18 protein-coding genes are annotated in these 22,764 nt (G+C 75.1%); 5 read left to right on the top strand and 13 right to left on the bottom strand.

Annotated features, from left to right (window positions below):
- Window positions 1–47 precede the first annotated feature (47 nt).
- From gatB to IW256_RS08840, 4 genes are all read right to left on the bottom strand, one after another.
- On the bottom strand, window positions 48–1,532 hold the full coding sequence (gene gatB / locus IW256_RS08855) for an Asp-tRNA(Asn)/Glu-tRNA(Gln) amidotransferase subunit GatB (protein ID WP_197016196.1): 1,485 nt from the start codon (window positions 1,530–1,532) through the stop codon (window positions 48–50).
- 14 nt (window positions 1,533–1,546) lie between these two features.
- Complete coding sequence (gene gatA / locus IW256_RS08850) at window positions 1,547–3,061, bottom strand: Asp-tRNA(Asn)/Glu-tRNA(Gln) amidotransferase subunit GatA (RefSeq protein WP_197016195.1); 1,515 nt, start codon at window positions 3,059–3,061, stop codon at window positions 1,547–1,549.
- Between the two features lie 5 nt (window positions 3,062–3,066).
- Window positions 3,067–3,366 carry an Asp-tRNA(Asn)/Glu-tRNA(Gln) amidotransferase subunit GatC gene (gene gatC / locus IW256_RS08845; RefSeq protein ID WP_197010486.1) on the bottom strand — a complete coding sequence of 100 codons (300 nt, stop codon included), beginning with the start codon at window positions 3,364–3,366 and terminating at the stop codon, window positions 3,067–3,069.
- A gap of 145 nt (window positions 3,367–3,511) precedes the next feature.
- Window positions 3,512–3,898, bottom strand: coding sequence for a hypothetical protein (locus IW256_RS08840; RefSeq protein ID WP_197010485.1), 387 nt, complete (start codon window positions 3,896–3,898; stop codon window positions 3,512–3,514).
- A gap of 137 nt (window positions 3,899–4,035) precedes the next feature.
- On the opposite strand from IW256_RS08840, the gene IW256_RS08835 reads away from it, so the two are divergent.
- The gene (locus tag IW256_RS08835) at window positions 4,036–4,296 is read left to right on the top strand and encodes a DUF6458 family protein (protein WP_197010484.1); all 261 of its coding nucleotides are present in this window, start codon (window positions 4,036–4,038) and stop codon (window positions 4,294–4,296) included.
- Between the two features lie 66 nt (window positions 4,297–4,362).
- Here IW256_RS08835 and IW256_RS08830 read toward each other — a convergent pair whose 3' ends face one another.
- The 5 genes from IW256_RS08830 to mnmA all read right to left on the bottom strand — a co-directional run bounded on the left by IW256_RS08830 (window position 4,363) and on the right by mnmA (window position 12,152).
- Window positions 4,363–6,465, bottom strand: a complete 2,103-nt coding sequence (locus tag IW256_RS08830) for a putative bifunctional diguanylate cyclase/phosphodiesterase (protein WP_197010483.1) — start codon at window positions 6,463–6,465, stop codon at window positions 4,363–4,365.
- A gap of 258 nt (window positions 6,466–6,723) precedes the next feature.
- On the bottom strand, window positions 6,724–8,892 hold the full coding sequence (gene ligA / locus IW256_RS08825) for an NAD-dependent DNA ligase LigA (protein ID WP_197010482.1): 2,169 nt from the start codon (window positions 8,890–8,892) through the stop codon (window positions 6,724–6,726).
- A 106-nt stretch (window positions 8,893–8,998) separates the two neighbouring features.
- Window positions 8,999–10,000 (bottom strand): methionine synthase, encoded by a 1,002-nt coding sequence (locus IW256_RS08820; RefSeq protein ID WP_197010481.1) that lies wholly within the window; start codon window positions 9,998–10,000, stop codon window positions 8,999–9,001.
- Window positions 10,001–10,135: 135 nt separating this feature from the next.
- Window positions 10,136–10,954 (bottom strand): LLM class F420-dependent oxidoreductase, encoded by an 819-nt coding sequence (locus IW256_RS08815; RefSeq protein WP_197010480.1) that lies wholly within the window; start codon window positions 10,952–10,954, stop codon window positions 10,136–10,138.
- Between the two features lie 121 nt (window positions 10,955–11,075).
- Window positions 11,076–12,152 (bottom strand): tRNA 2-thiouridine(34) synthase MnmA, encoded by a 1,077-nt coding sequence (gene mnmA / locus IW256_RS08810; RefSeq protein ID WP_197010479.1) that lies wholly within the window; start codon window positions 12,150–12,152, stop codon window positions 11,076–11,078.
- A gap of 79 nt (window positions 12,153–12,231) precedes the next feature.
- Here mnmA and IW256_RS08805 point away from each other — a divergent pair, with 79 nt between their 5' ends.
- Complete coding sequence (locus IW256_RS08805) at window positions 12,232–13,374, top strand: DUF695 domain-containing protein (protein WP_231403707.1); 1,143 nt, start codon at window positions 12,232–12,234, stop codon at window positions 13,372–13,374.
- Window positions 13,375–13,455: 81 nt separating this feature from the next.
- Here IW256_RS08805 and IW256_RS08800 read toward each other — a convergent pair whose 3' ends face one another.
- Both IW256_RS08800 and IW256_RS08795 read right to left on the bottom strand, forming a co-directional pair.
- Window positions 13,456–14,310: a DUF1206 domain-containing protein gene (locus tag IW256_RS08800; RefSeq protein ID WP_197010477.1), complete on the bottom strand. Its 855-nt coding sequence runs from the start codon at window positions 14,308–14,310 to the stop codon at window positions 13,456–13,458.
- 167 nt (window positions 14,311–14,477) lie between these two features.
- On the bottom strand, window positions 14,478–15,662 hold the full coding sequence (locus IW256_RS08795) for a cysteine desulfurase family protein (RefSeq protein ID WP_197016194.1): 1,185 nt from the start codon (window positions 15,660–15,662) through the stop codon (window positions 14,478–14,480).
- A gap of 167 nt (window positions 15,663–15,829) precedes the next feature.
- Here IW256_RS08795 and IW256_RS08790 point away from each other — a divergent pair, with 167 nt between their 5' ends.
- The 3 genes from IW256_RS08790 to IW256_RS08780 all read left to right on the top strand — a co-directional run bounded on the left by IW256_RS08790 (window position 15,830) and on the right by IW256_RS08780 (window position 19,630).
- A complete protein-coding gene (locus IW256_RS08790; protein ID WP_197010476.1) occupies window positions 15,830–16,351 on the top strand; it encodes a TetR/AcrR family transcriptional regulator in 522 nt (173 codons plus the stop codon).
- A gap of 175 nt (window positions 16,352–16,526) precedes the next feature.
- Entirely contained in the window at window positions 16,527–17,750 is a 1,224-nt protein-coding gene (locus IW256_RS08785) for an MFS transporter (protein WP_197010475.1), read from the top strand.
- Window positions 17,751–17,800: 50 nt separating this feature from the next.
- On the top strand, window positions 17,801–19,630 hold the full coding sequence (locus IW256_RS08780) for a serine/threonine-protein kinase (protein WP_197010474.1): 1,830 nt from the start codon (window positions 17,801–17,803) through the stop codon (window positions 19,628–19,630).
- Here the strand turns inward: IW256_RS08780 and IW256_RS42680 are convergent.
- Window positions 19,603–21,747, bottom strand: coding sequence for a transglutaminase-like domain-containing protein (locus tag IW256_RS42680; protein WP_197010473.1), 2,145 nt, complete (start codon window positions 21,745–21,747; stop codon window positions 19,603–19,605). The genes IW256_RS08780 and IW256_RS42680 overlap by 28 nt on opposite strands.
- Complete coding sequence (locus IW256_RS08770) at window positions 21,744–22,751, bottom strand: DUF58 domain-containing protein (RefSeq protein ID WP_197010472.1); 1,008 nt, start codon at window positions 22,749–22,751, stop codon at window positions 21,744–21,746. Before IW256_RS08770 ends, IW256_RS42680 begins: the two co-directional genes overlap by 4 nt.
- Window positions 22,752–22,764 lie beyond the last annotated feature (13 nt).

Below are 22,764 nucleotides of genomic sequence, written 5' to 3'. Positions count from 1 at the left end.
CGCGCTCAGGAGACCTCCCGGCACGTCCAGGAGACCTCCCGGCGTGCTCAGGAGACGCCCAGGCGCTCCAGGATGAGCTGCCGCGCACGGCCCGCGTCGGCCTGACCGCGGGTGGCCTTCATGACCGGGCCGATCAGCGCCCCGACGGCGCTGACCTTGCCGCCGCGGACCTTGTCGGCCACCGCGGCGTTGTCGGCGATCACCTGATCGATGATCGCGGCCAGCTCGCCGTCGTCGCTGACGACCTTGAGCCCGCGGGCGGCGACGACCTCGTCCGGTGCGCCCTCCCCCGCCAGCACGCCGGTGAAGACCTGCCGGGCCAGCTTGTCGTTCAGCTCCCCGGCCGCGACCATCTCCTGGATCCGGGCCACCTGCTCCGGCGTGATGGGCAGGTCGGCCAGCTCCGCGCCCTGCTCGGTGGCGCGGCGGGAGAGCTCGTTCATCCACCACTTGCGGGCCGCGCCCGCCTCGGCGCCCGCCCGCACGGTCCGCTCGATCAGGTCGAGGGCGCCGGCGTTGACGACGTCGCGCAGCTCCAGGTCGGACAGGCCCCACTCGCGCTGCACCCGCGCCCGGCGGGCGGCGGGCGGCTCGGGCAGGCTCGCGCGCAGCTCGTCCACCCACTCGCGGGACGGCGCCATCGGCACCAGGTCCGGCTCGGGGAAGTAGCGGTAGTCCTGCGCCTCCTCCTTGCTCCGCCCGGAGGTGGTGGCGCCGGTGTCCTCGTGGAAGTGCCGGGTCTCCTGGACGATCCGGCCGCCGGCGGCCAGCACGCCCGCCTGCCGCTCGATCTCCGACCGCACGGCGCGTTCGACCGAGCGCAGCGAGTTGACGTTCTTGGTCTCGGTGCGGGTGCCCCACTCCGAGGCGCCGCGCGGCATCAGCGAGACGTTGACGTCGCAGCGCATCGAGCCCTGCTCCATCCGGACGTCGGACACGCCCAGCGACCGCACCAGCTCGCGCAGCTCGGTGGCGTAGGCGCGGGCGACCAGCGGCGCCCGGTCACCGGTCGCGGGGATCGGCTTGGTGACGATCTCCACCAGCGGGATCCCGGCGCGGTTGTAGTCCACCAGCGAGTGGTCGGCGCCGTGGATGCGGCCGGTGGCGCCGCCCACGTGCAGCGACTTGCCGGTGTCCTCCTCCATGTGGACGCGCTCGATCTCGATCCGGTAGGTCTCGCCCTCCACCTCGACGTCCAGGTGGCCGTCGACGCACAGCGGCTCGTCGTACTGCGAGATCTGGAAGTTCTTCGGCATGTCCGGATAGAAGTAGTTCTTCCGGGCGAACCTGCACCACTCGACGATGTCGCAGCTCAGCGCCAGGCCGATCTTGATGATGCCTTCGATCGCGGCCTTGTTGGTCACCGGCAGCGCCCCGGGCAGGCCCAGGCAGACCGGGCACACCTGGGTGTTGGGCGGGGCGCCGAACGCGGTCGGGCAGCCGCAGAACATCTTGGAGGCGGTGCCCAGCTCGATGTGGGTCTCGATGCCCAGCACCGGCTCGTACCTCGCCAGCGCCTCGTCGTACGGCATCAGCGTGGGGGTGCTCACTTGGCGGCCTCCGCGAGTTCGGGGGCCTTGGCCAGCAGCGGGCCGCCCCAGCGGTCTTCCAGGGCCCGCTCGACCGCGGCGCCGACCCGGTAGACCCGGTCGTCGCCCAGCACCGGGGCCATGATCTGCAGCCCGACCGGCAGGCCGTCCTCACCGGCCAGGCCGCACGGCACCGAGATGGCCGCGTTGCCCGCCAGGTTGGCCGGGATCGTGCACAGGTCGGCGAGGTACATCGCCATCGGGTCGTCGGCGCGCTCCCCGATGGGGAACGCGGTGGTCGGCGTGGTCGGCGAGACCAGCGCGTCGACCTGCTCGAAGGCGGCGTCGAAGTCGCGCGAGATCAGCGTGCGGATCTGCTGCGCCTTGCCGTAGTAGGCGTCGTAGTAGCCCGAGGAGAGGGCGTAGGTGCCCAGCATGATGCGCCGCTTGACCTCGGCCCCGAAGCCCTCGGCCCGGGTCAGCGCCATGACCTCCTCGGCGCTGCGGGTGCCGTCGTCGCCGACCCGCAGCCCGTACCGCATCGCGTCGAACCGCGCCAGGTTGGACGAGCACTCCGACGGCGCGATCAGGTAGTAGGCGGGCAGCGCGTAGGTGAAGTTGGGGCAGGACACCTCGACGACCTTGGCCCCGAGCGACTCCAGCAGCTCGACCGCCTCGTTGAAGCGGTCGAGGACGCCGGGCTGGTAGCCCTCGCCGCCGAACTCCTTGACCACGCCGATCCGCAGCCCGGCCACGTCGGCCCGGCGGGCCGCGCGCACCACCGGCGGCACCGGCTTGTCGATCGAGGTGGAGTCCATCCGGTCGTGCCCGGAGAACGCCTCGTGCAGCAGCGCGGCGTCCAGCACGTTGCGGGCGAACGGGCCCGGCGTGTCCAGCGAGGACGCGAACGCGATCAGCCCGTACCGCGACGACCCGCCGTAGGTGGGCTTGGCGCCGACGATCCCGGTGACCGCGGCCGGCTGCCGGATGGAGCCGCCGGTGTCGGTGCCGGTGGCCAGCGGCGCCTCGTAGGCGGCGACGGCCGCCGAGGACCCGCCGGACGACCCGCCGGGGATGCGGCCCAGGTCCCACGGGTTATGGGTGACCTGGTAGGCGCTGTTCTCGGTGGAGGAGCCCATCGCGAACTCGTCCATGTTGGTCTTGCCGAGGATGACGAGGCCGGCCGCGCGCAGCCGCGCGGTCACGGTGGCGTCGTAGGGGGGCCGCCACCCTTCGAGGATCCTGGATCCCGCGGTGGTGGGCATGTCGGTGGTGGTGAAGACGTCCTTGTGCGCGATCGGCACCCCGGCCAGCGGCCCGAGCTCCTCGCCCGCCGCCAGCCGCTCGTCCACCCGGCGGGCCTGCGCGAGGACCGCCTCCTCGTCGACGTGCAGGAACGCCTCCACGGCGCCGTCCACGGCGGCCACCCGGTCCAGGTGCGCCCGGGCCACCTCGGCCGCGGAGGTCTGCCCGGAGGCGATCAGCTCGCCCAGCTCCGCCGCGGTCCGCCTGACCAGATCGCCGTCGCCCATGCCGCTCACGCCTCCTCGTCCAGGATCCGGGGGACGCGGAACCGCTGCTCCTCGGCCGCCGGGGCGCCCGCGAGCGCCTGCTCGGGCGGCAGCGACGGCCGGACCTCGTCGGCCCGGTAGACGTTGGTCAGCGGCAGCGCGTGGGAGGTCGGCGGGATGTCCTCCGCCGCGGCCTCCTGCACCCGCGCGACCGCGGAAATGATCTGGTCGAGCTGCGCGGCGAGATGGTCGAGCTCATCGTCGGCCAGCGCCAGCCGGGACAGCCGGGCGAGGTGTGCCACCTCGTCACGGGTGATGGCGGACATGTGACAACCGTTTCTGCGATCGATGGGGTTCGCTGCCATCCTATGGGCCCCGTCCCCGCGGCCCGACCGCTTTTAGCGCCCGCCGCTCCCCTGGGCGCCCCGGCACCGATCCGCGCCGGGACCAGGACGGATCACCGGCCGGGCCCTACTGCCCGGGAGGCTGCTGCCCCGGGGTCTGCTGCCCGGGGTGGTGCTGCCCCGGGGTCTGGTGCCCGGGAGGCTGCTGCCCGGGGTGGGGGGCGTAGGAGCCGTACGGCGGCGCCGGCTGGGCGTACGGCTGGGGCTGCCCGGGGCCGGGCTGGACCTCGCCGCGCCCGCCGAAGGTGACGCGGGTGGCGCCGGACGAGGACGTCATCCCGCTCATCGCCCCCGAGGCGATGATGGCGCAGGCGACCGCCCCGAGCGCCAGGGGGGTGACCGCCCGGTGCGAGTCGGCGCCGTCCGCGCTGACCGCGACCAGGGAGCCGTAGAGCAGTCCGAGCATTCCCAGCAGGAAGATCCCGAAGATCACTCCGCGCGCCGTGTTGTTCACGCGCGCCACCTTAGCGTGACCGCGGCCCTGACTGCCGGAAATCCACCGGTTCGGAGGAAAAACGGAACCGGCCCGTTTCAGCGCCGTACACGGGGAAGGCCGTCCTCGTACGCCCCTGGACGAAAGGAGGCAGCGCCGTGACCATCGGAGGCAGCCTCGCCCTGATCATCATCGGTGCGATCCTGACCTACGCCGTCGACTACCAGTTCAGCGGTGTCGACATCCGGGTCGTCGGGATCATCCTCATGATCGGTGGCCTGGCCGGGCTGATCATCGGGATCTTCCGGATCGCCACCGCGCGCCGCCGCCCGCCGCCGCCCCCGCCGGCGATCCGCGAGGAGCGCTACTACGAGGACGCCCCGCCCGGATACCGCGAGCCTCCGCCGCCCCGGTACTGACCCCTCTCCCTCTCCCCTCCCCTTCAGCGCACGTCGAACGGGCGGTGACGCGGGCCTGGACGCCGGTCAGGCGGCGGGTTCGGGGGCGCGTTCCATGTGGCGGCGGAGCCAGTCGGTGGCGGTGGCGGCGTCCATGGGCCGGCCGAAGTGCCAGCCCTGGGCGGCGTCGCAGCCGATCTCGCACAGCAGCAGGGCCGTCTGCGGGTCCTCCACGCCCTCGGCGACCGAGCGCAGGCCGAGGGTGCGCGCCAGGTCGACGATGGACCGGACGATCACCGCGTCGTCGGGCGAGGTGGCGATCCGGCGGACGAACGAGGCGTCGATCTTGACCTCCTCCACCGGCATCCGCTTCAGCCGTACCAGCGAGGAGTAGCCGGTGCCGAAGTCGTCCAGGCTGAGCGGGATGCCCAGGGCCGCCAGCGCGGCCACCGTGTCCGAGGCGTAGGCCGGCTCGTTCATCAGGATCCGCTCGGTGATCTCCAGCTGCAGGGAGGCGGCCGGCAGCCCGCGCCGCAGCAGGCCGTTCTCGATGGTCTCGATGAGCCCGCCGTCGAGCAGGTCGCGGCCCGAGGCGTTCACCGCGACCTGGACGGTCAGGTCCTCCCGCCACCATTCGGCGGCCTGCGCGAGGGCGGCCTCCACCACGTGCTGGGTGATCGAGCGCATGAGGTAGGTCTGCTCGGCGATCGGCAGGAAGTGCTCGGGCTCCAGCAGCCCCTGGTCGGGGTGCCGCCAGCGGACCAGGGCCTCCATGCCCACCAGCTGGCCGTCGTGCAGCGAGATCTTGGGCTGGTAGAACAGCTCCAGCTCGCCGCGGTCCACGGCCCGGCGCAGGTCGCCCAGCATGGTGAGGCGGGCCGGGGAGTTGCGGTCCTTGGTGGGCGAGTAGACCTCGACCCCGGTCCGGTTGCCCTTGGCGTTGTACATCGCGACGTCGGCGCGCTGGAGGAGGAGCTCGAAGTCGGGGGCGTGGTCGGGGAACAGCGCGATCCCGACGCTGCCCTCCAGGTCGAACGTCATGCCGTCGAGCCGTACCGGCTCGCTGAGCGCGGCGCGCAGCCGGGCGGCGACCTCGCGGGCCGCCGCGGCGTCGCGGATCGTGGGGAGCAGCACCGCGAACTCGTCGCCGCCCAGGCGCGCCACCAGGTCGCCGGGGCGGACGCTGTGGGTGAGGCGGTGCGCGACCAGTTGCAGCAGCCGGTCGCCGGTGGGGTGGCCGAGCGTGTCGTTGACCTCTTTGAAGCGGTCCAAGTCGAGCAGGAAGAGCCCTGCGCGCCGTTCGGGCCGCTCCGGGTTCCGGCGCCGCGCCGGGCCGGGCCCGGGCAGGCGGGACGACCGGCCGCCCCGCACGGCGGCGAGGGCCTCCTCGGTCCGGACGATCAGCAGCTTGCGGTTGGGAAGGCCGGTCAGCCCGTCGTGCAGCGCCTGGTGCTCGCGCCGGACCGAGACCGAGGCGTTCAGGTAGACGGCGATGAACGGCAGCACGATCAGCGGGACGAACGCGGCCGAGCGGTCCATCGCGACGACCATCAGGGGTGCCAGCCCGAGCAGCGCCAGATGCACCAGGACCTGGTAGCCCAGGTCCCAGCGGAGGGCCTTGAGCAGCGAGACCCGCTCGTGCAGGGCGATCGCCGCCGCGACCAGGGTGTCGTTGCAGGCGAAGTAGGCGGCGCCGGCCAGGGCGATCGCGGGCAGGTCGGCGCCCTCGGGCACCCAGAGGGACGTGGGGCTCGCGTGCACCCCGAACAGCATCAGCACCAGCTGGGCCGCGCCCAGGCTGAGGGTGTACTGGGCGACGTTGAACGCGATGCGGTGCGGGCTGCGGCCTCTCAGGACGCCGCAGGTGGTGACGGCCACCGCGTGGAGCAGGGCGGCGATGGGCAGCCCGGCGTACAGCAGCGCCGCGAACGAGAACGTGGTCGATGTGGTCGCGCCGTTGTTCTCGGTGGAGCCGGGCGTGATGATCGGCCGGAGCTCGCCGAACACGATGAAGCAGCCCAGGATCCAGAAGAGCGGGTTGCCCACGAGGGCGTCGACCTCGGCCCCGGAGAGCCCGGCGAGCGCGACGGAACACGCGGCGGCGCCCGCCAGGACGACGACCACGAAGTAGGTCCACAGCGGGGACCCCCGGCGCGGCACCGTGTTCCGCGTGTTGTTCGGGTCCTTCATCACATCCTCGGGGGGAGTTCGAGGGCAGTCCCCCGGCCGGGGTCGCCGCCACCGGCGCTCGGAGGCGCTCCCTGGTATGACGACCGGAGGTGCTGGTGGGTCGTGATGACAGGGAGAGTACGACCTTTGCTCCACTTCGCGAAACCGATTGGGTACGTTCCGTTATGCCCATTCTGCACCACGACACCGCCGCTGGGTAGTCGTACTGTACCGTTGGGTAACCTCAAGCTGGTGACCCGCGCGGCGAACGCGGGCCGATCACGCGTCCCCACTCTGAGCCACGTTCTTGGCCGCTTCCGGCCCATCGGCCAGCAGAACGCGAAGTCCGTCCTCGTTCAGCAGCGGAACCCCAAGCTTGACCGCTTTGTCGTATTTGGACCCCGGGTTCTCCCCCACGACGACGAAGCCCGTCTTCTTCGAGACCGACCCGGTGACCTTCCCGCCGAGCCGCTGCACCGCCTCGGTGGCCGAGTCGCGGCTGAACTCCTCCATCGACCCGGTGATCACGACGGTGACGCCCTCCAGCGGGCGGGGGCCGGCCGCGCCCTCGTCGGCCATCCGGACGCCCGCCTCGGCCCACTTGCGGACGATCTCGCGGTGCCAGTCCACCTCGAACCAGCTCTTGATGGAGCGGGCGATGGTGGGCCCGACCCCGTCGACGGCGGCCAGCTCCTCCTCGGTGGCGTCGCGGATGGCGTCCATCGAACGCATCTCGCGCGCCAGGTCCTGGGCGACCCGCGGCCCCACGTGCCGGATGGACAGCGCCACCAGCACCCGCGCCAGCGGCTGCCGCTTGGCCTTCTCCAGCTCCTCGAAGAGCTTCTCGACCGTCCTCTTCGGCTGCCCCTCCTTGTTGGCGAAGAAGCTGACGACCTTCGGCTCGCCGGTCTTCTCGTCGATCCGCGGCAGCCCGGTGCGACGGTCGCGCACCACCGACCTGATCGGCAGAAGCCGCTCCACGGTGAGGTGGAACAGGTCGCCCTCGTTCCTCACCGGCGGGTCGTCCGGCTCCAGCGGCTGGGTCAGCGCGGTCGCGGCGACGTAGCCGAGCGTCTCGATGTCGAGCCGGTCGCGCTCGGCGACGAAGAACAGCCGCTCCCGCAGCTGCGCGGGGCAGTACTGCGCGTTCGGGCACCGGATGTCGGCGTCGCCCTCCTTCTCGTAGGCCAGCTCGGTGTCGCATTCCGGGCAGCGTTCGGGCATCCGGAACGGGGTCTCCGACCCGTCGCGCAGCCCCGTCACCGGAGCGACGATCTCGGGGATGACGTCGCCGGCCTTGCGGAGCACGACCATGTCGCCGATCAGCACGCCCTTGCGCTCGACCTCGCCCGCGTTGTGCAGCGTCGCGTACTCCACCGTGGACCCGGCCACGGTGACCGGCTCCATCACGCCGTACGGGGTGACCCGCCCGGTCCGCCCGACGCCGACCTTGATGTCGAGCAGGCGGGTGTTGACCTCCTCCGGCGGGTACTTCCAGGCGATCGCCCAGCGCGGCGCCCGCGAGGTGGAGCCCAGCCGGCGCTGCAGCGGGAACTGGTCGACCTTCACGACGACGCCGTCGATCTCGTACTCGGTGTCGTGCCGGTGGTCGCCGTAGTAGGCGATGTACTCCCGGACGGCGTCCATCGTGTCCACGACCTTGTAGCGGTCGCTGACGGGCAGCCCCCACCCGCGCATCAGCTCGTACGACCCCGACTGGCTCTCGGGCCGCTCCCCGCCCTCCCAGGCGCCGAAGCCGTGCACCAGCATGCCCAGGGGCCGCTGCGCGGTGATGCGCGGGTCCTTCTGCCGCAGCGAACCGGCGGCGGCGTTGCGCGGGTTGGCGAACGGGTCGCGGCCCGCCTCCACCTGCGCCGCGTTGACCTTGTCGAAGCCCTCGACCGTGAGGAAGACCTCGCCGCGGACCTCCAGCAGGGCGGGCCAGCCCTCGCCGCTCAGCCGGGACGGGACGGAGGCGATGGTGCGGACGTTGAGGGTGACGTCCTCGCCGGTGCGCCCGTCGCCCCGGGTGACGCCCCGCACCAGCCGGCCGTTCTCGTACACCAGCGCGATGGCCAGCCCGTCGATCTTCGGCTCGCACAGGTAGGCGGCGATCCGGCCGGCCTCCTTGACCACCCGGTCGTCCCAGGCCAGCAGCTCGTCGGTGTTCATCGCGTTGTCGAGGCTCTGCATCCGCTCCAGATGCTCGACGGTGGCGAACTCGGTGACGATCGGCGCCCCCACCCGCTGGGTCGGGGAGTCGGGCGTGACCAGCCCCGGGTACCGCTCCTCCAGCGCCCGCAGCTCGCGCATCAGCCCGTCGTAGCGCGCGTCGCTCATGGTCGGCTGGTCGAGCACGTAGTAGCGGTAGTTGGCCTCGTCGATGTCCCGGCTCAGCTCCAGGTGGCGCCGGGCCTCCTCGCTGGGCACGCTGTCGCTCACGGTCATGCCCCCATTCTGACGCGCGGGACCGACATTGTGACCGGCCGCCGCGCCCCCGTCGACCTGCTCGTTCGCGTGCGGCCGACCTCCGCCGCGCGTCCCGGCGGGGCGGCTACCCGGCGGCCTCGTACAGCATCCGCGCGGTGTCGCGGCAGCGTTTCAGGGCCGCCCGGACGTAGCGCGGCGAGGCCTCGGCCAGGCCGCACGCCGGGGTGATCACGACCTGCTCGGCCAGCCGCGCCGCGGGGAAGCCGAGGCGCCGCCACAGGTCGCGCACCGGCGCGGCGGTGGCCTCCAGCGCCGGCAGGGCCGTGTCCGTGCCCGGCACGACCCCCAGGAAGAGCCCGACGCCGGCGTCGATGGTCTCGCCCACCGCGTCGTCGTCGCGTTCGGGCAGCAGCCGCAGGTCCACCGAGACCGCCCCGGCGCCCGCTCCGCGCAGCAGCGCGTACGGGACCCGCCGCGCACAGCAGTGCACGACGGTGAACACGTCCCCGGCGGCCTCGATCACCTGCCGCAGGCCGTCCTCGGCCAGCGGCGCCTCGACGGCGCGCAGCCGGGAGAAGCCGCTGGCGGTGGGCACCGTGCCGGCCAGGGCCGCGGGCAGGGCGGGCTCGTCGATCTGCAGCAGGACGCGCGCCCCGGGCAGGCGCCGCCGGACGTCGGCCACGTGCCGGGCGACGCCCTCGGCGAGCGAGGCGGTCAGGTCGCGGACGGCGCCGGGGTCGCGCAGCGCGCGGTCGCCGTGCCGCAGCTCGATGCCGGCGGCCAGCGTCCAGGGACCGCAGACCTGGATCTTGAAGGGGCCGTCGTGCGCGTGCGCCACCTCCTCCAGGACGTCCAGGTCCCGGGCCAGGTGGTCCAGGCTGCGCCGGGTGTCACGGCCGGGCCGGTCGGAGAACCGCCATCCGGACGGCTCCACGTGCACCGCCAGGTCGACCAGCAGCCCGGCGGAGCGGCCGATCAGGTCGGCGCCCGGGCCGCGGGCGGGCAACTCGGGCAGGTGCGGCAGCTCCGGCAGCTCGCCGAGCACGATCCGCAGCGCCTCGGCGGTGTCCCGGCCCGGGTACGACCCGACGCCGGTGGCGCTCCCCACCCCCCACGGGAAACTCATCGTCACACGCGAACCCTACCGAGGAAGGACGGGCGCCCAGGCACGCCCGGCCCGCGGCGGGCCTCCGGGCGGGGCCGGGCGGGCCGGGGCCGCGGCTCCCGCGCGGGCCCGCCGGCCCGCGCGGGAGCGGGGTCGTCAGAGCAGGCCGGCCAGCGAGTCGAGGGTACGGAGGGTCTCGGCCTCGGGCTCGGTCTTCAGCGTGAAGAGGATCTGGTCGACGCCCGCCTCGTCCAGCTCGGCGATCACCTCGGCCTCGGGCGGGACCGCGAACACCGTGACCGGCACCCGGTGCCCGGCCCGCCGCCGCAGCTCGGCGATCTGGCCGGCCAGGTCCTCGGTGCCCCGGCCGTAGATGGGCATCCAGCCGTCCCCGACGGCCAGCACCCGGTCGAACGTGGTCGGCCCCGACCCGCCGATGAGCACCGGCGGGTGCGGGTCGCGGACCGGCTTGGGGTAGGAGAAGACCGGGTCGAAGTCGACGAACTCGCCGTGGAACTCGGCCTCCTCCTCCGTCCAGAGCGCCTTGACCGCCAGCACCCGCTCGTTCAGCAGCCGCATCCGGGTCCGCGGGTCGGTGCCGTGGTTGCGCATCTCCTCGCGGTTCCAGCCGGCGCCCACGCCCATCACGGCCCGGCCCCCGGAGACCAGGTCGAGCGAGGCGACCTCCTTGGCCAGGACGATCGGGTCCCGCTGGACGATCAGCGCGATGCCGGTGCCCACCTCCAGCCGCTCGGTCACGACGGCGGCGGCCGTGAGCGCCACGAACGGGTCGAGCGTGCGGTAGTAGACCCGGGGCAGCTCGGCGCCTCCCGGCCAGGGGGACTCCCGCTTCACCGGGATGTGGGTGTGCTCGGCCACGAAGAGGGACGCGAACCCGCGCTCCTCCAGGGCCCTGCCGAGCACGGCCGGCCCGATCCCCTCGTCGGTCACGAACGTCGAGACACCGAACTTCACAGATCCTCCTCAGCGGTCGCCGCTTCTGGAGGATAACTGCGCCCGATCCGCCCGCCTTATTCCCTCGCGGCCCCCGCGGGACCCGTGCTCGCGCGCGACGCGAGGTGATGGGGGACGCGGCTCAGGCGGGGACGCGGGCGGCCTCGGCGATGGTCGCCGACGCCAGGACCCGGTCGCCGGAGTACAGCACCGCGGCCTGCCCGGTGGCCACCCCGCGCGCCGGGCTGGCCAGCCGGATCCGCAGCCGGTCGCCGTCCGGCTCGACGGTGCAGCCGTACACCTCGCCGTGCGCCCGCAGCTGCACCTGGCAGCCGAACGGGCCCGCGGGCCGGTCGGACAGCCACACCGGCCGCTCGCCGACGATCTCGCGCACGTCGAGGGCCTCGCGCGGCCCCACGGTGACGGTGTTGGTCACCGGCGAGATGTCCAGGACGTAGCGCGGCCGGCCGTCGGGGGCCGGGCGGCCGATCCGCAGGCCCTTGCGCTGCCCGACGGTGTAGGCGTAGGCGCCCTCGTGCTCGCCGACCTCGTTGCCGTCCTCGTCCACGATCGGGCCGGGCGCGGTGCCCAGCCGGTCGGCGAGGAAGGCCCGGGTGTCGCCGTCGGCGATGAAGCAGATGTCGTGGCTGTCGGGCTTGTCGGCGACCTGCAGGCCGCGCCGCTCCGCCTCGGCCCGGATGTCGGCCTTGGTGGTGCCCCCCAGCGGGAACAGCGCGTGCGCGAGCTGCTCGGGCGTGCACACCGCCAGCACGTACGACTGGTCCTTGCCCTCGTCCACGCCGCGCCGCAGCACGCCGTCCTCCAGCCGGGCGTAGTGGCCGGTGCAGACGGCGTCGAAGCCCAGCGCCAGCGCCCGGTCCAGCAGCGCGGCGAACTTGATCTTCTCGTTGCAGCGCAGGCACGGGTTGGGGGTGCGGCCCGCCGCGTACTCGTCGACGAAGTCCTGCACCACGTCGCGGTCGAAGCGTTCGGCCAGGTCCCACACGTAGAACGGGATGCCGATCACGTCGGCGGCGCGGCGCGCGTCCCGGGAGTCCTCCAGGGTGCAGCACCCCCGCGCGCCCGTCCGGTACGACTGAGGATTGCTGGACAGCGCCATGTGGACGCCGGTGACCTCGTACCCGGCCTCGGCGGCGCGGGCGGCGGCCACGGCGGAATCGACGCCGCCCGACATGGCGGCGAGTACGCGCAAAGTCATAACGTTCCCAGGGTAAGCGGTGACACCGGCCCGCCGGTGCGGCCCCGGAGTCACGTTTCCGCGTACGATGAGGCGCGCTATGGGAATTTTCCGCCGTCCCCGCGAGACGCCCGCCGCCACACCCGCATCGATCAGCGAGTTCTGGGAGTGGTGGGCGAAGGCGCGCCCGGACATCGAGGCGGCGCTGGGTACGGCTGCCGCCTCCGGCACCCCGGTCTCCCCGGAGTCGCTCGAATCGCCCGCGCCCGCCGAGGCCCCCGGTGAGGCCCCAGGCGAGGACGAGCAGCCGGGCGAGGGGCTGTCGGCCCAGATCGTCGAGGAGCTCACCCAGCGGGTGCACCGGATCCATCCGGACCTGCAGTGGGAGATCGGCGGCGGGGAGGACGACCACCCGATCCTGACCGTCACCGGGGCGGGCGATCCCGCGCTGCGGGGCCTGGCCGAACGCTGGTACCGGGCGGCGCCCCGGGGCGCCGCCGCGGCCGGGTGGCGGTTCCATCCGGCGCGGCAGGCCGACCACGAGATGCTGGAGCACAAGCTGGTCCTGGGCGACCACGAGTTCGACCTGGACTACGTGAAGCTCGGCATGCGCGCCGACACCGCGCGGGCACGGGTGGACATCTCCGCCTACCACCCCGACTTCCTGTTCGTCTCCGAGGAGCAGCGGGTCCAGGTCGCCATGCACGTGCTCGACTGGGCGATGGGCGAGGACGACGTGGCCCGCTGGATCGGCGAGGTCACGATCGCGACCGAGCCGCCGGTGGACGCGCTGCCGCCCGCGATGCTGCCGGCGGTGGTGGAGCAGATCGCCGAGCCGTTCGAGGAGCCGGCCTGGCTGACCGGCGAGGGCCGCACGCCGCGCGGCCACCCCGCCCGGCTGGGCGCGCGCTTCCCGCTGCACCGGCAGGACTACCCGCTGTGCGACCTGCACGTGGCCATCTCGGTGCCGTACGCGCACAGCAATCCCGACCGGCTGCCGGTGGAGCCGTCCGCGGGGGCGCTGCGCAAGTTCGAGAAGAAGCTGTCCTCGCTGGGCGACCGGGCGGTGCTGGCGGTACGGGAGACCGGTGACGGGCTGCGGGTGTTCCACCTGTACGCCGACCCCGACTCCGGGGTGATCGCCGAGCTCGACCAGCTGGCCGCGAGCTGGTCGGAGGGCAAGGCCAAGGTCGCCTCGGCCAGCGACCCGGGCTGGCGGGCGCTCGCCCCCTACCAGCCCTGACCCGTACCAGCCCTGACCGGCGGCCGGCCCTGACCGGCGGCCGGCCCTGAGCCGCGACCGCCCCCGCACCCGCGGGACCGGTCAGGAGCGGACGGCCTCGACCTTGCGCCAGCGGGCCTCGAAGAAGGCGTAGATCCCGAACACGGCGAGCCCGCCCGCCACCGCGGCCAGCAGCCACGGCCCGGCGGGCGTGGCGGCGAACTCGCGGAGCGTGCCGTCCAGGCCCTTGGCCTTGCGGGGGTCGAAGTCGACCGCCGCGTACCCGAGGAAGACGCCGACGCCGCCCAGCACCAGGCCGCGGGCGCAGTTGCCGACCACGCCGAGAGGCACCACGGCCCGGCGCGCCGCCGCGGGCATCCGGGCCGTGTCGAACTCCTCCAGGAACGCGCGCCGGACGGCGTTCACGATGGCGACGGTCCCGACCGCCATGAACCCGGCGCCGACCGCGAGCACCAGCCAGCGCCCGCCGGGCTCGGCCATCGCCCGCGCGGTGAACGCCTGGGACTGCTGGTCGCCGGACTTGCCACCCACCCCGATCGCGAAGCCGAGCGTCCCGGCGAAGCCCACCAGGTAGATGAGGCCGCGCCCGAACGCGAAGGCCCGGTTGTGCGCCTTGTGGCCGCCCGGCACGGGCCGGCCGTAGCGCGCCTCGGCGAACTGCCACAGGACCAGCCCGGCGAACCCGGCGGCCACCAGCCACACCGCCACGATCCCGCCCGGGTTGGCGACCACGGTCTCCAGGGCGCCCCGCTGGTCGGCCTCGTGGCCGCCGTTCCCCAGCACGATCTGCACCGCGAGCCAGCCGACGACCAGGTAGATCACCCCGCGCGCCGCCAGCCCCACCCGGGACAGCAGGTGGAACCAGGGATGCCCGGCCGTCCTGCGGCCGGCGCCGCGCCACCCCGTCCTCGGAACCTTCGCCGCCGCGTTCGCCATGTCCTCGCCGACCTCCTACGCCACCGCCGCAACGACAGGGCAGTCCCCTGAGCGGGGGTCTCCAAACCTGCGCGGGCACCGCCGGGCGCGCCCCCGGCCGGGCGGGACGTGCCGGGCGGGAGGTGCCAGGCGCGCCCGCGGCCAGGCGGGACGTGCCGGGCGGGACGTCAGGAGAGCCCGGCGCGGCGGGCGCGCTCGACGACCGGGCCGATGGCCTCGCCGAGCGCCTTGACGTCGTCCTCGGTGGAAGTGTGCCCGAGCGTGAAGCGCAGCGAGCCACGGGCGCGGGCGGGGTCGGCGCCCATCGCCAGCAGGACGTGGCTGGGCCGCGACACCCCGGCCGAGCAGGCCGAGCCGGTGGAGCAGGCGATGCCGCGCGCGTCCAGCAGCATGAGCAGCGCGTCGCCCTCGCAGCCGGGGAAGGAGAAGTGCGCGTTGCCGGGCAGGCGCGCGGCGGGGGCGTCGCCGCCCGCGTCGCGCGGGTCGGTGGCGCCGTTGAGGACCGCGTCGGGGACGGCCGCCAGGACCGCCTCGACCAGCCGGTCGCGCAGCCCGGCCAGCCGCCGCGCCTCCTCCTCCCGGCGCGCGGCCGTGGCCTGGACGGCGGCGGCGAAGCCGGCGATGGCCGGGGTGTCGAGGGTGCCGGAGCGCACGTCGCGTTCCTGGCCGCCGCCGTGCAGCACCGGGACGGGGTCCACGCCCTTGCCCAGCAGCAGCGCGCCCACGCCCAGCGGCCCGCCGAGCTTGTGGCCGCTCAGGGTGAGGGCCTGCGCGCCCGAGGAGTGGAGGCCGACCGGAAGCTGCGCCGCGGCCTGCACGGCGTCGGTGTGGAACGGGACGCCGTGCTCGCGGGCGACGGCCGCCAGCTCGGCGACCGGCTGCACGGTGCCGACCTCGTTGTTGGCCCACATCACCGTGACGAGCGCCACGTCCGGGCCGATCAGGGCGCGCAGCGCGTCCGGGTCGACCCGGCCGCGCCCGTCCACCGGGAGCCAGTCCACCCGCGCGCCCTCGTGGTCGGCCAGCCACTGCACCGTGTCGAGGACGGCGTGGTGCTCGGCCGCGCCCGCCAGGATCCGGGTCCGGGCCGGGTCGGCGGCGCGGCGGGCCCAGTAGACGCCCTTGACCGCCAGGTTGTCGGCCTCGGTGCCGCCGGAGGTGAACACCACCTCGCTGGGACGGGCGTCGAAGGTCTCGGCGATGACCTCGCGGGACTCCTCCACGACCCGGCGGGCCCGGCGGCCCGGGGCGTGCAGCGAGGACGGGTTGCCGAGCGCGCCGAGCTCCGAGGTCATCGCCGCGATCGCCTCGGGCACCATCGGGGTGGTCGCCGCATGGTCGAGGTAGGTCACCACGCGGACAACAGTATCCGCGCCCGGATCCTTCCCTTGAGGCGGCGCCGCCCCTGGGGGCGGGGGGCCGGGAACGGGGAGGCCGGGTGCGGGGGCGGCCCCGGAATAGGGCGGCCCCGGGCGCGGTTTGCCGACTGTACCGTCCGGTCGGTACAGTTCGGAGAGTCATGAAGAAGAACGCCCTCCTCGACGCCGCCGAGGCCCTGCTGTCCGAGCAGGGCACCCAGGCGCTGACGCTCACCGCGGTCGCCGACCGCGCCGGCGTCAGCAAGGGCGGGCTGCTCTACCACTTCCCGACCAAGGAGGCCCTGGTCAAGGGCCTGGTCGCGCGGGTCATCGAGGAGTTCGACGCGCTGGTCGCCGAGCACGAGGACGGCGCGCCCGGCTCCTACAGCCGGGCCTACGTCGAGGCGACGTTCGAGATCCTCACCGGCGAGGCCCGCGCGCACCGACGATGGTCGGCCATCATGGCGGCGGCCACCGACCCCGAGCTGGCGGCCCCGCTGAACGAGGCGATGACCCGGTGGCACGGGCGCGCACCGGACGAGGATCCCGACCCGGTCACCGGGGTGATCGTCCGGCTGGCGGCCGAGGGGCTGTGGGAAGTGCTGAGCCACACCCCCGAGCTGTACGGCACCGCGCGGCTCGACGCGCTGAAACAGCGCCTGCTGGCCCTGACGAGGGGCTGACACCCCCCGCCTCCCCCCTCCCCCGTCTCCCTTGAGACGCGTCCGGCCCTGCTGAGGCCGGGGCGTCCGCGGGCCCCCGTGGCCCGCCCATCCCCACGACCACATCGAACGGCGTGCGACGCCCGCACGCCGTACGGGGCCGCATGCCCCGCCGAGCACAGAAAGAGGTGAACCGATGCTGTTCCGCGCCCGTCTGGGAACGTTCCTGACCTTCGCCCTGGCAGGACTGCTCATGGGGGTGTGGGTGGCCCGTATGCCCGCGCTGGCCGGCAAGTTCGACACCAGCGAGAGCGAGATCGGCATCGTCGTCCTCGTCTGGGGTCTCGGCGCGCTCGTGGCGATGCAGGGGCTGCGCACCGTGATGGCACGGGCCGGGAGCCGGACGATGCTGCGGGTGGCGCTGCCGCTCACCGCGGTGTCCTACGTCCTGGTCGCCGTGGCCCCGACGTACGGGCTGCTGCTGGCGGCCGTCGCGCTGTTCGGCATGGCCTTCGGCATCACCGACATCGCCATGAACGCCCAGGGCACCGTGGTGGAGCAGGCGTACCGGCGCCCGATCATGAACGGCATGCACGCGGGCTGGTGCGTGGGCGCGATGAGCGGCGGCCTGTTCGGCGTCGGCACCGCCGCCGCGGGGCTGGGCTTCACCCACGCGGTGCTGGCCGCGGCGCTGCTGTCGCTGCCGGCGGGCCTGGTGCTGGGCCGGACGTTCCTGCCCGACCCGGCCGCGCCCCCCGTGTCCGCGACGGGGCGCCGCGCCCGCCTGCCGATCGCGATCTACCTGATCGGGGCGCTGGCGTTCATCGCGTTCATGACCGAGGGGGCGATCGCCGACTGGAGCGGCCTGCTGCTGCACCAGGAACTCGGCGCCACCCAGGCCGTCGCGGCGCTCGGCTACCCGGCGTTCGAGCTGGCCATGCTGATCGGCCGGCTGGGCGGGGACCGGATCAGGGCGCGGGTGGGCACCCGGCGGCTGCTCATGGGCGCCGGGATCGGGACGGCGGCGACCATGACCCTCGTCGTCCTGGCCCCCGGCGCGCCGACGGCCATCGCCGGGTTCTTCCTGACCGGCCTGGTCGTCTGCACCGTCGTCCCGGTGACGATCTCGCTGGCCGGCACCGCGGCCCCGGACCGGCCCGGCGCCGCGGTCGCGCAGGTCGGCGCGATGGGGTACGGCGGGCTGCTGCTCGGCCCGGTGCTGGTCGGGTTCCTGGCCGACGCGACCTCGCTGCGGGCGGGCGTGGGCGTGACCATCGTCCTGGCGCTGCTGATCACCCTCGGCGCCCGGTACGTCCCGCTCGGGGGAACGGTGGAGACGGCCGCGCACGCCACCGAGCCGGCGCCCGCGGCGGGCGAGGCCCTCTCCGGCGCCGCCGGGCGGGAACGGGTGGCGGCCTGACCGGGGGGTCGGTATAAACCCCTGGGGCGACCGTCCTCGAAGGGGGCTGTATGGGCGAGTGGCGAGTTCCGGGTTACAGCGAGTTGCGCGTGCTCGGGGAGGGCGCCCAGGGCCGCGTGGTGATCGCCCGGCACGACGGCACCGGCGCCCCGGCGGCGATCAAGTACCTCTCGCCCCGGCTGCTGGCGGACGAGGAGTTCCGCGAGCGGTTCCGGGGTGAGGCGGAACTCCTGCGGCGGGTGCGCCACCCCTCCATCGCCCGCCTCTACGGGCTGGTGGAGACGGCGCGGGGCGCGGCGATCGTCATGGAGGCGATCGACGGCGCCCCGCTCAAGGCGGTGCTGGCGGAACGGGGCGCGCTGGGCCCCGAGGCCGCGCTGGCGCTGCTCAAGGGGTCCCTGCTGGGGCTGGCCGCCGCCCACGACCTGGGCATCGTGCACCGCGACTACAAGCCCGCCAACGTGATCGTGCGCGGCGACGGGCTGAGCAAGCTGATCGACTTCGGCATCGCCGTGGACGCGGGCGAGGCGGGCCGCTCGGGGACCCCGGTGTACATGGCCCCCGAGCAGTGGCGCGCCGAGCCGGCCTCGCCGGCGACCGACGTCTACGCGGCGACCTGCGTCTTCTTCGAGTGCGTGGCCGGCCACCGGCCGTTCGCCGGTGACGGGCCCGGCGCGCTCATGCACGGGCACCTGAACGCGCCCGTCCCCGTCGGGGCCGTGCCCGAGCCGCTGCGCCCGCTGGTCGCCCGGGGGATGGCCAAGAACCCCTGGGAACGGCCCGCGGGCGCCGCCGCCTTCGTCACCGAACTGGAGGAGGCGGCGTCCGACGCGTACGGGACCGGCTGGGAGCGGCGCGGGCTGCGCGGCCTCGCCGGAGCCGCCGCGGCGGCGGCGATGCTCTTCCCCCTCGCCGCGCTCGGCCTGGCGCCGTCGGGGGCGGGGGCCGTCGCCGCCGCCGGGACCGGCGTCGCGGGCGCCGGCGCCGGAGGGGCCGCTGGCGGCGCGGCCGGCGGAGCCGGAGCGGGCGGCGCGGCCGGCGGGGCGGCGGGAGCCGGGCAGGTCGCGGCCGGTACCGCGAGCAAGGGATTCCTGGGCGCGGTCGGGGCCAAGGGCGCGACCGCCGTCGCGGGCACCGCGGTGGTCGCCGCCGCGGGCGGCGGCGCGGCGATCTACGTCGCCTCCGGCGGCGAGCCCGAGCGGCCCCGGCTGACCGTCTCCCTGGCCGCGCTCCAGCAGTCGATGCCCCCGCTGCAGGTCGGCGGGCGGCTCGTCCGCGTCCGCGGCGGCGCCGACCCGGCCCTCACCGAACGGATCAACGCCGCGCTGCGCGCCCCGGTGGACACCCGCGCGGCCGAGTACCGCAAGGCGCTCGCCGACATGCCGGGACCGGGTTCCCCCTCGTCCTCCACCGACGTCAAGCCCACCGTGCTGCTCGACGGCCCCCGCTACGTCTCCGTCCGCTACGACTTCGTGCTGACCTCGCAGCGGCTCTCGCACTCCAGCTGGAACCGGGCCCGTACGGTCACGGTCGACCTCACGACCGGGAAGGCGCTGAGGGCCGCCGACCTCTTCCAGGCCGCGGCGCTCGACCCGGCGGGGATGCGGACGCTGTCCGGACGGGTCCGGGAGCGCGGCGCCGGCACCTGCTTCGCCGACCGGCCGCCCTCGTTCGGCGTGGCCCAGCTGGACGGCCCGTACGTCCAGTTCGGGTTGGCGAAGGGCGGGCTGGAGATGTACGTGGACGCGCCCGGGCTGGGCGTCTACGAGATGGCCTGCGGCCAGCCGCCGATCAAGATCCCGTATCCGGATCTCACCGCCCTGCTCAGGCCCGAGCTGGTGAAGGCGGTCCCCTACCCGCCGTCCTCGGGCCGTCCCTGACCCCGGCGCGCGGTCACCGCCGCGCGGGCGTCCTCCCGCGCTCGGTCCTCCCGAACGCCCGCCTGCCGCACTCGGTCCTCCCGAACGCCCGCCTGCCGAACGCCCGCCTCCCGCACGCCGTCCTCGCGCGCGCCCGCCGGGCGGGCGACGGCGGCAGCGGCCAGGAGCAGCAGCGCCTTCGGCGCGCCGACGTCGGCGAGGAGCGCGCGGGCGACCCGGGCCCGCGACCGCGGCGGTGCCGGGCCCGGCGCGTAGCGCGCCCGTTCGGCGTCGGCCGCCACCGCGGCGACGTGCGGCCCGATCCGGGCGAGCTGGTGGCGCAGGTCGCTCAGCGTGGTCGCGGGCGTCACCCGGCCGCCGGCGCGGACGGCGAGCCGTTCGAGCAGCTCCCCGCCGTGCGCGCGGTCGCGCCTGGTGCGCCGCCGCAGCGCCAGGAAGATCACCCCGGCCCCGGCCAGGCCCAGCGCCACGGCGGGGGCCGCCGCCGTGGCGCCGCCCCTGTCCGCGGGGACCGGCGGCGACAGCGGGTCGACCTCCGCGGCCACCTCGGCGTCCGCGGCCGGCGTCGGGTCGAACGGCACCCACCCGTGCCCCTCGAAGTAGACCTCGATCCAGGCGTGCGCGTCGGTGTCGCGCACCCGGTACACGCCGTCCTCGGCCTTGCCGGTCGCGAACCCGGCGACCACCCGGGTCGGCACCCCGGCCAGCCGCAGCAGGAGGGCCGCCGCCCCGGCGAAGTGCTGGCAGTAGCCGGTGCGGTCGTTGACCAGGAACTCCAGGATCGGGAACCCGATGGACTGCCGCACGTCGGTGGAGTAGCGGAAGCGCCCGCCCTCGGTCAGGAAGCGCTCGACCCGCTCGACGACCTCGTACTGGCTGCGCGCGCCGGCGGCCAGCCCCCGGGCCATGTCGATCACCTGGCCCATCGTCGGCACCCGCTCGACGAACCGCTCCACCCCGGGCGTCATGTCGGGGGCGGCGCCGTACTCGCCGACCCGCCCGGCCATCCGCTCGCCGCCCCAGCGGTACCAGAGGTTGGTGTAGGCCCCCAGCGCGGGGTCGGTCGGCGGGGGCGCGGCGCGCAACGCGGCCGGATCGACCCGCACCATGTCGGCCTTCACCCGGTACAGGGCGTCCTGGCGGGGCTGCGGGATGACCCGCCGGGCCTCCCCCGGCATGACGTCGATCCTCCCGGACGCCTCCACCGAGCGGATCCGTCCCGGCGAGACCACCTGGGAGTCGCGCAGGTTCCGCACCCGCACCTCGATGTCGACGGGCTCGGCGGCGGGCTCGGGCAGGGCGGGCCGCAGGACGCCCCCGCCCACCTCCCAGCCGCGCCAGCCGTACCGTTCCAGCACCTGCATCCGCCACAGCGCGGGCCGCGGCGAGGTGATCTCCAGCATGGTGGCGCCGGTGCGCCGGTCGTTGATCGGCCCGTAGGACTGGGTGGTGTTGAGCGTCTGGAACTGCGGCTCGCGGCCGACCATGTCGTCGACGTTCAGCCACTGCGAGCGGGGGCCGAGGGCCTGCCCGGCGGCCGTCGCGATCACCGCCGCCGCGGTGCCGAGCGCGAGCACCGGCAGGGCGGCGCGCCGGGGCGCGAACCACAGCAGCCCGGCCAGCAGCAGCACCGCGCCCGGCCACGCCGACTCGTCGGTCTGCCGGATCGCGGCGGCCAGCATCCACGGGGCGGTCAGCAGCGCGAACGCGGCGCCCGACCGCAGCCGCGCGGGCGGCCCCGGCGCCGCCATCGCCCCGGCGCCGAGGTAGATCATCCCGGTGGCCAGCAGCCAGATCGACCGGGTGCCGAGGTCGCCCGCGCGCTCCCCCGGGACCAGCAGCGGCAGCTCGCGGGCGCCGTCGGCCAGGGCGAGCACCAGCGTGTCCCAGGCGCCGGGCCACAGCCAGCCCGCCGGGGCGCCGCCCGCCATCAGGGCCGCCGGAGGCCACACCAGCGTCACCGCCATCGCGAGCCGGGCGGGGAACCTCCGCACCGCCAGGGCCCCCGCCACCAGCGCGACGACGGGCAGGGCCCACAGCACCCGCCGGCCCAGCAGGGGCATCCAGGCCGCGAGGGTCATCGCCGCCACCAGCAGCATCCCCGCCGCGCGCGTCACCGGACCGGCTCCCGTTCCCTGGAGGGGCCGGCGAGCGCGGCCACGAAGGTCAGGGCCCGCTCGGCGGGCAGGGGGACGACGCCGGGCGGCGGCTCGGGCCGCGGCGGCCCGAGGTCGAGGCCCGGCGGGACCCGGACGACCGACGACGCGCGCCCGCCCGGCGGCCGTCCCGCCCGCCCGCCCCGTTCCCCGTCCAGCAGGGCCAGGCGGCGGTGGACGGCCCGCCAGGACGGCGCGTCCACCGCCGCGAGGGGCGCCGGCGCGCCGGGGAGCAGCACCTCGCAGCCCCCGGTCCGCGCCAGCGTCAGCACGCGGCCCGCCGCGGCCCGCGCCAGCCAGTCCGCGGCGCGCGGATCGGCGGCGCCGGAGGCGTCCACGATCACCAGGGGCAGGCCCGAGGGGGGCGCGGCCATCCGGCGCTCCTGCAGGTCGCCGCCGCGGGCCAGGGACGGCCAGTGGATGCGGCTGATCGGGCTGCCGGGCACGTAGGGGCGCAGCCCGTCCGGCTCCAGGTCGTCGGCGCGGGCTCCGCGCGGCGGGGCGGTGCCGCCGTCGGTGCCGGGCTCGGGCAGGAGCAGCACCGGCTCGGGGGTCCCGGCCGTCAGCGGCCTGCGCAGGATGCCGAGAGGGTCGCCCAGCCGCACCCTGGACGGCCCCAGCACGTACGCCCCGCGGCGCCCGATGTACAGGTCGACGGTGCCGCCGTACCGGTCCAGGGGGGTCCAGACGCCGATGTCGGTGCGCACCTCGATCCGCGCGGGCAGCCAGGCCGGCAGCCGTACGGTGAACTCCAGCGGGATCGGCTCGTCCTCGTGCGCCTCCCGCAGGGGCACGGCACGGGTGATCGTCACGCGGCGGCCGGCGAGGACGACGATGACCGCGGCACCCGCCACCGTCAGTGCCAGCCCGGCGGCCAGGGTGAACAGCGTCAGCGAAGGGAGCGCCCCCGACAGCCCAGCCAGCATCGCCGCCGACAGCAGCCACAGGCTCCAGCGTCCGGTCACGCGGCCCCGGTCC

Source organism: Actinomadura viridis, assembly GCF_015751755.1.
GTDB classification, from domain to species: Bacteria; Actinomycetota; Actinomycetes; order Streptosporangiales; family Streptosporangiaceae; genus Spirillospora; species Spirillospora viridis.
Note: the sequence above shows the minus strand (reverse complement) of the source record. Positions and strands in the feature narration are given on the sequence as shown.

Coding starts and splice junctions, on each gene's coding strand:
- gatB (WP_197016196.1), bottom strand. CDS start 1,532: ATGCCGTACGACGAGGCGCTGGCGAGGTACGAGCCGGTGCTGGGCATC.
- gatA (WP_197016195.1), bottom strand. CDS start 3,061: ATGGGCGACGGCGATCTGGTCAGGCGGACCGCGGCGGAGCTGGGCGAG.
- gatC (WP_197010486.1), bottom strand. CDS start 3,366: ATGTCCGCCATCACCCGTGACGAGGTGGCACACCTCGCCCGGCTGTCC.
- IW256_RS08830 (WP_197010483.1), bottom strand. CDS start 6,465: ATGAAGGACCCGAACAACACGCGGAACACGGTGCCGCGCCGGGGGTCC.
- ligA (WP_197010482.1), bottom strand. CDS start 8,892: ATGACCGTGAGCGACAGCGTGCCCAGCGAGGAGGCCCGGCGCCACCTG.
- IW256_RS08820 (WP_197010481.1), bottom strand. CDS start 10,000: ATGAGTTTCCCGTGGGGGGTGGGGAGCGCCACCGGCGTCGGGTCGTAC.
- mnmA (WP_197010479.1), bottom strand. CDS start 12,152: ATGACTTTGCGCGTACTCGCCGCCATGTCGGGCGGCGTCGATTCCGCC.
- IW256_RS08805 (WP_231403707.1), top strand. CDS start 12,232: ATGGGAATTTTCCGCCGTCCCCGCGAGACGCCCGCCGCCACACCCGCA.
- IW256_RS08800 (WP_197010477.1), bottom strand. CDS start 14,310: ATGGCGAACGCGGCGGCGAAGGTTCCGAGGACGGGGTGGCGCGGCGCC.
- IW256_RS08790 (WP_197010476.1), top strand. CDS start 15,830: ATGAAGAAGAACGCCCTCCTCGACGCCGCCGAGGCCCTGCTGTCCGAG.
- IW256_RS08785 (WP_197010475.1), top strand. CDS start 16,527: ATGCTGTTCCGCGCCCGTCTGGGAACGTTCCTGACCTTCGCCCTGGCA.
- IW256_RS08780 (WP_197010474.1), top strand. CDS start 17,801: ATGGGCGAGTGGCGAGTTCCGGGTTACAGCGAGTTGCGCGTGCTCGGG.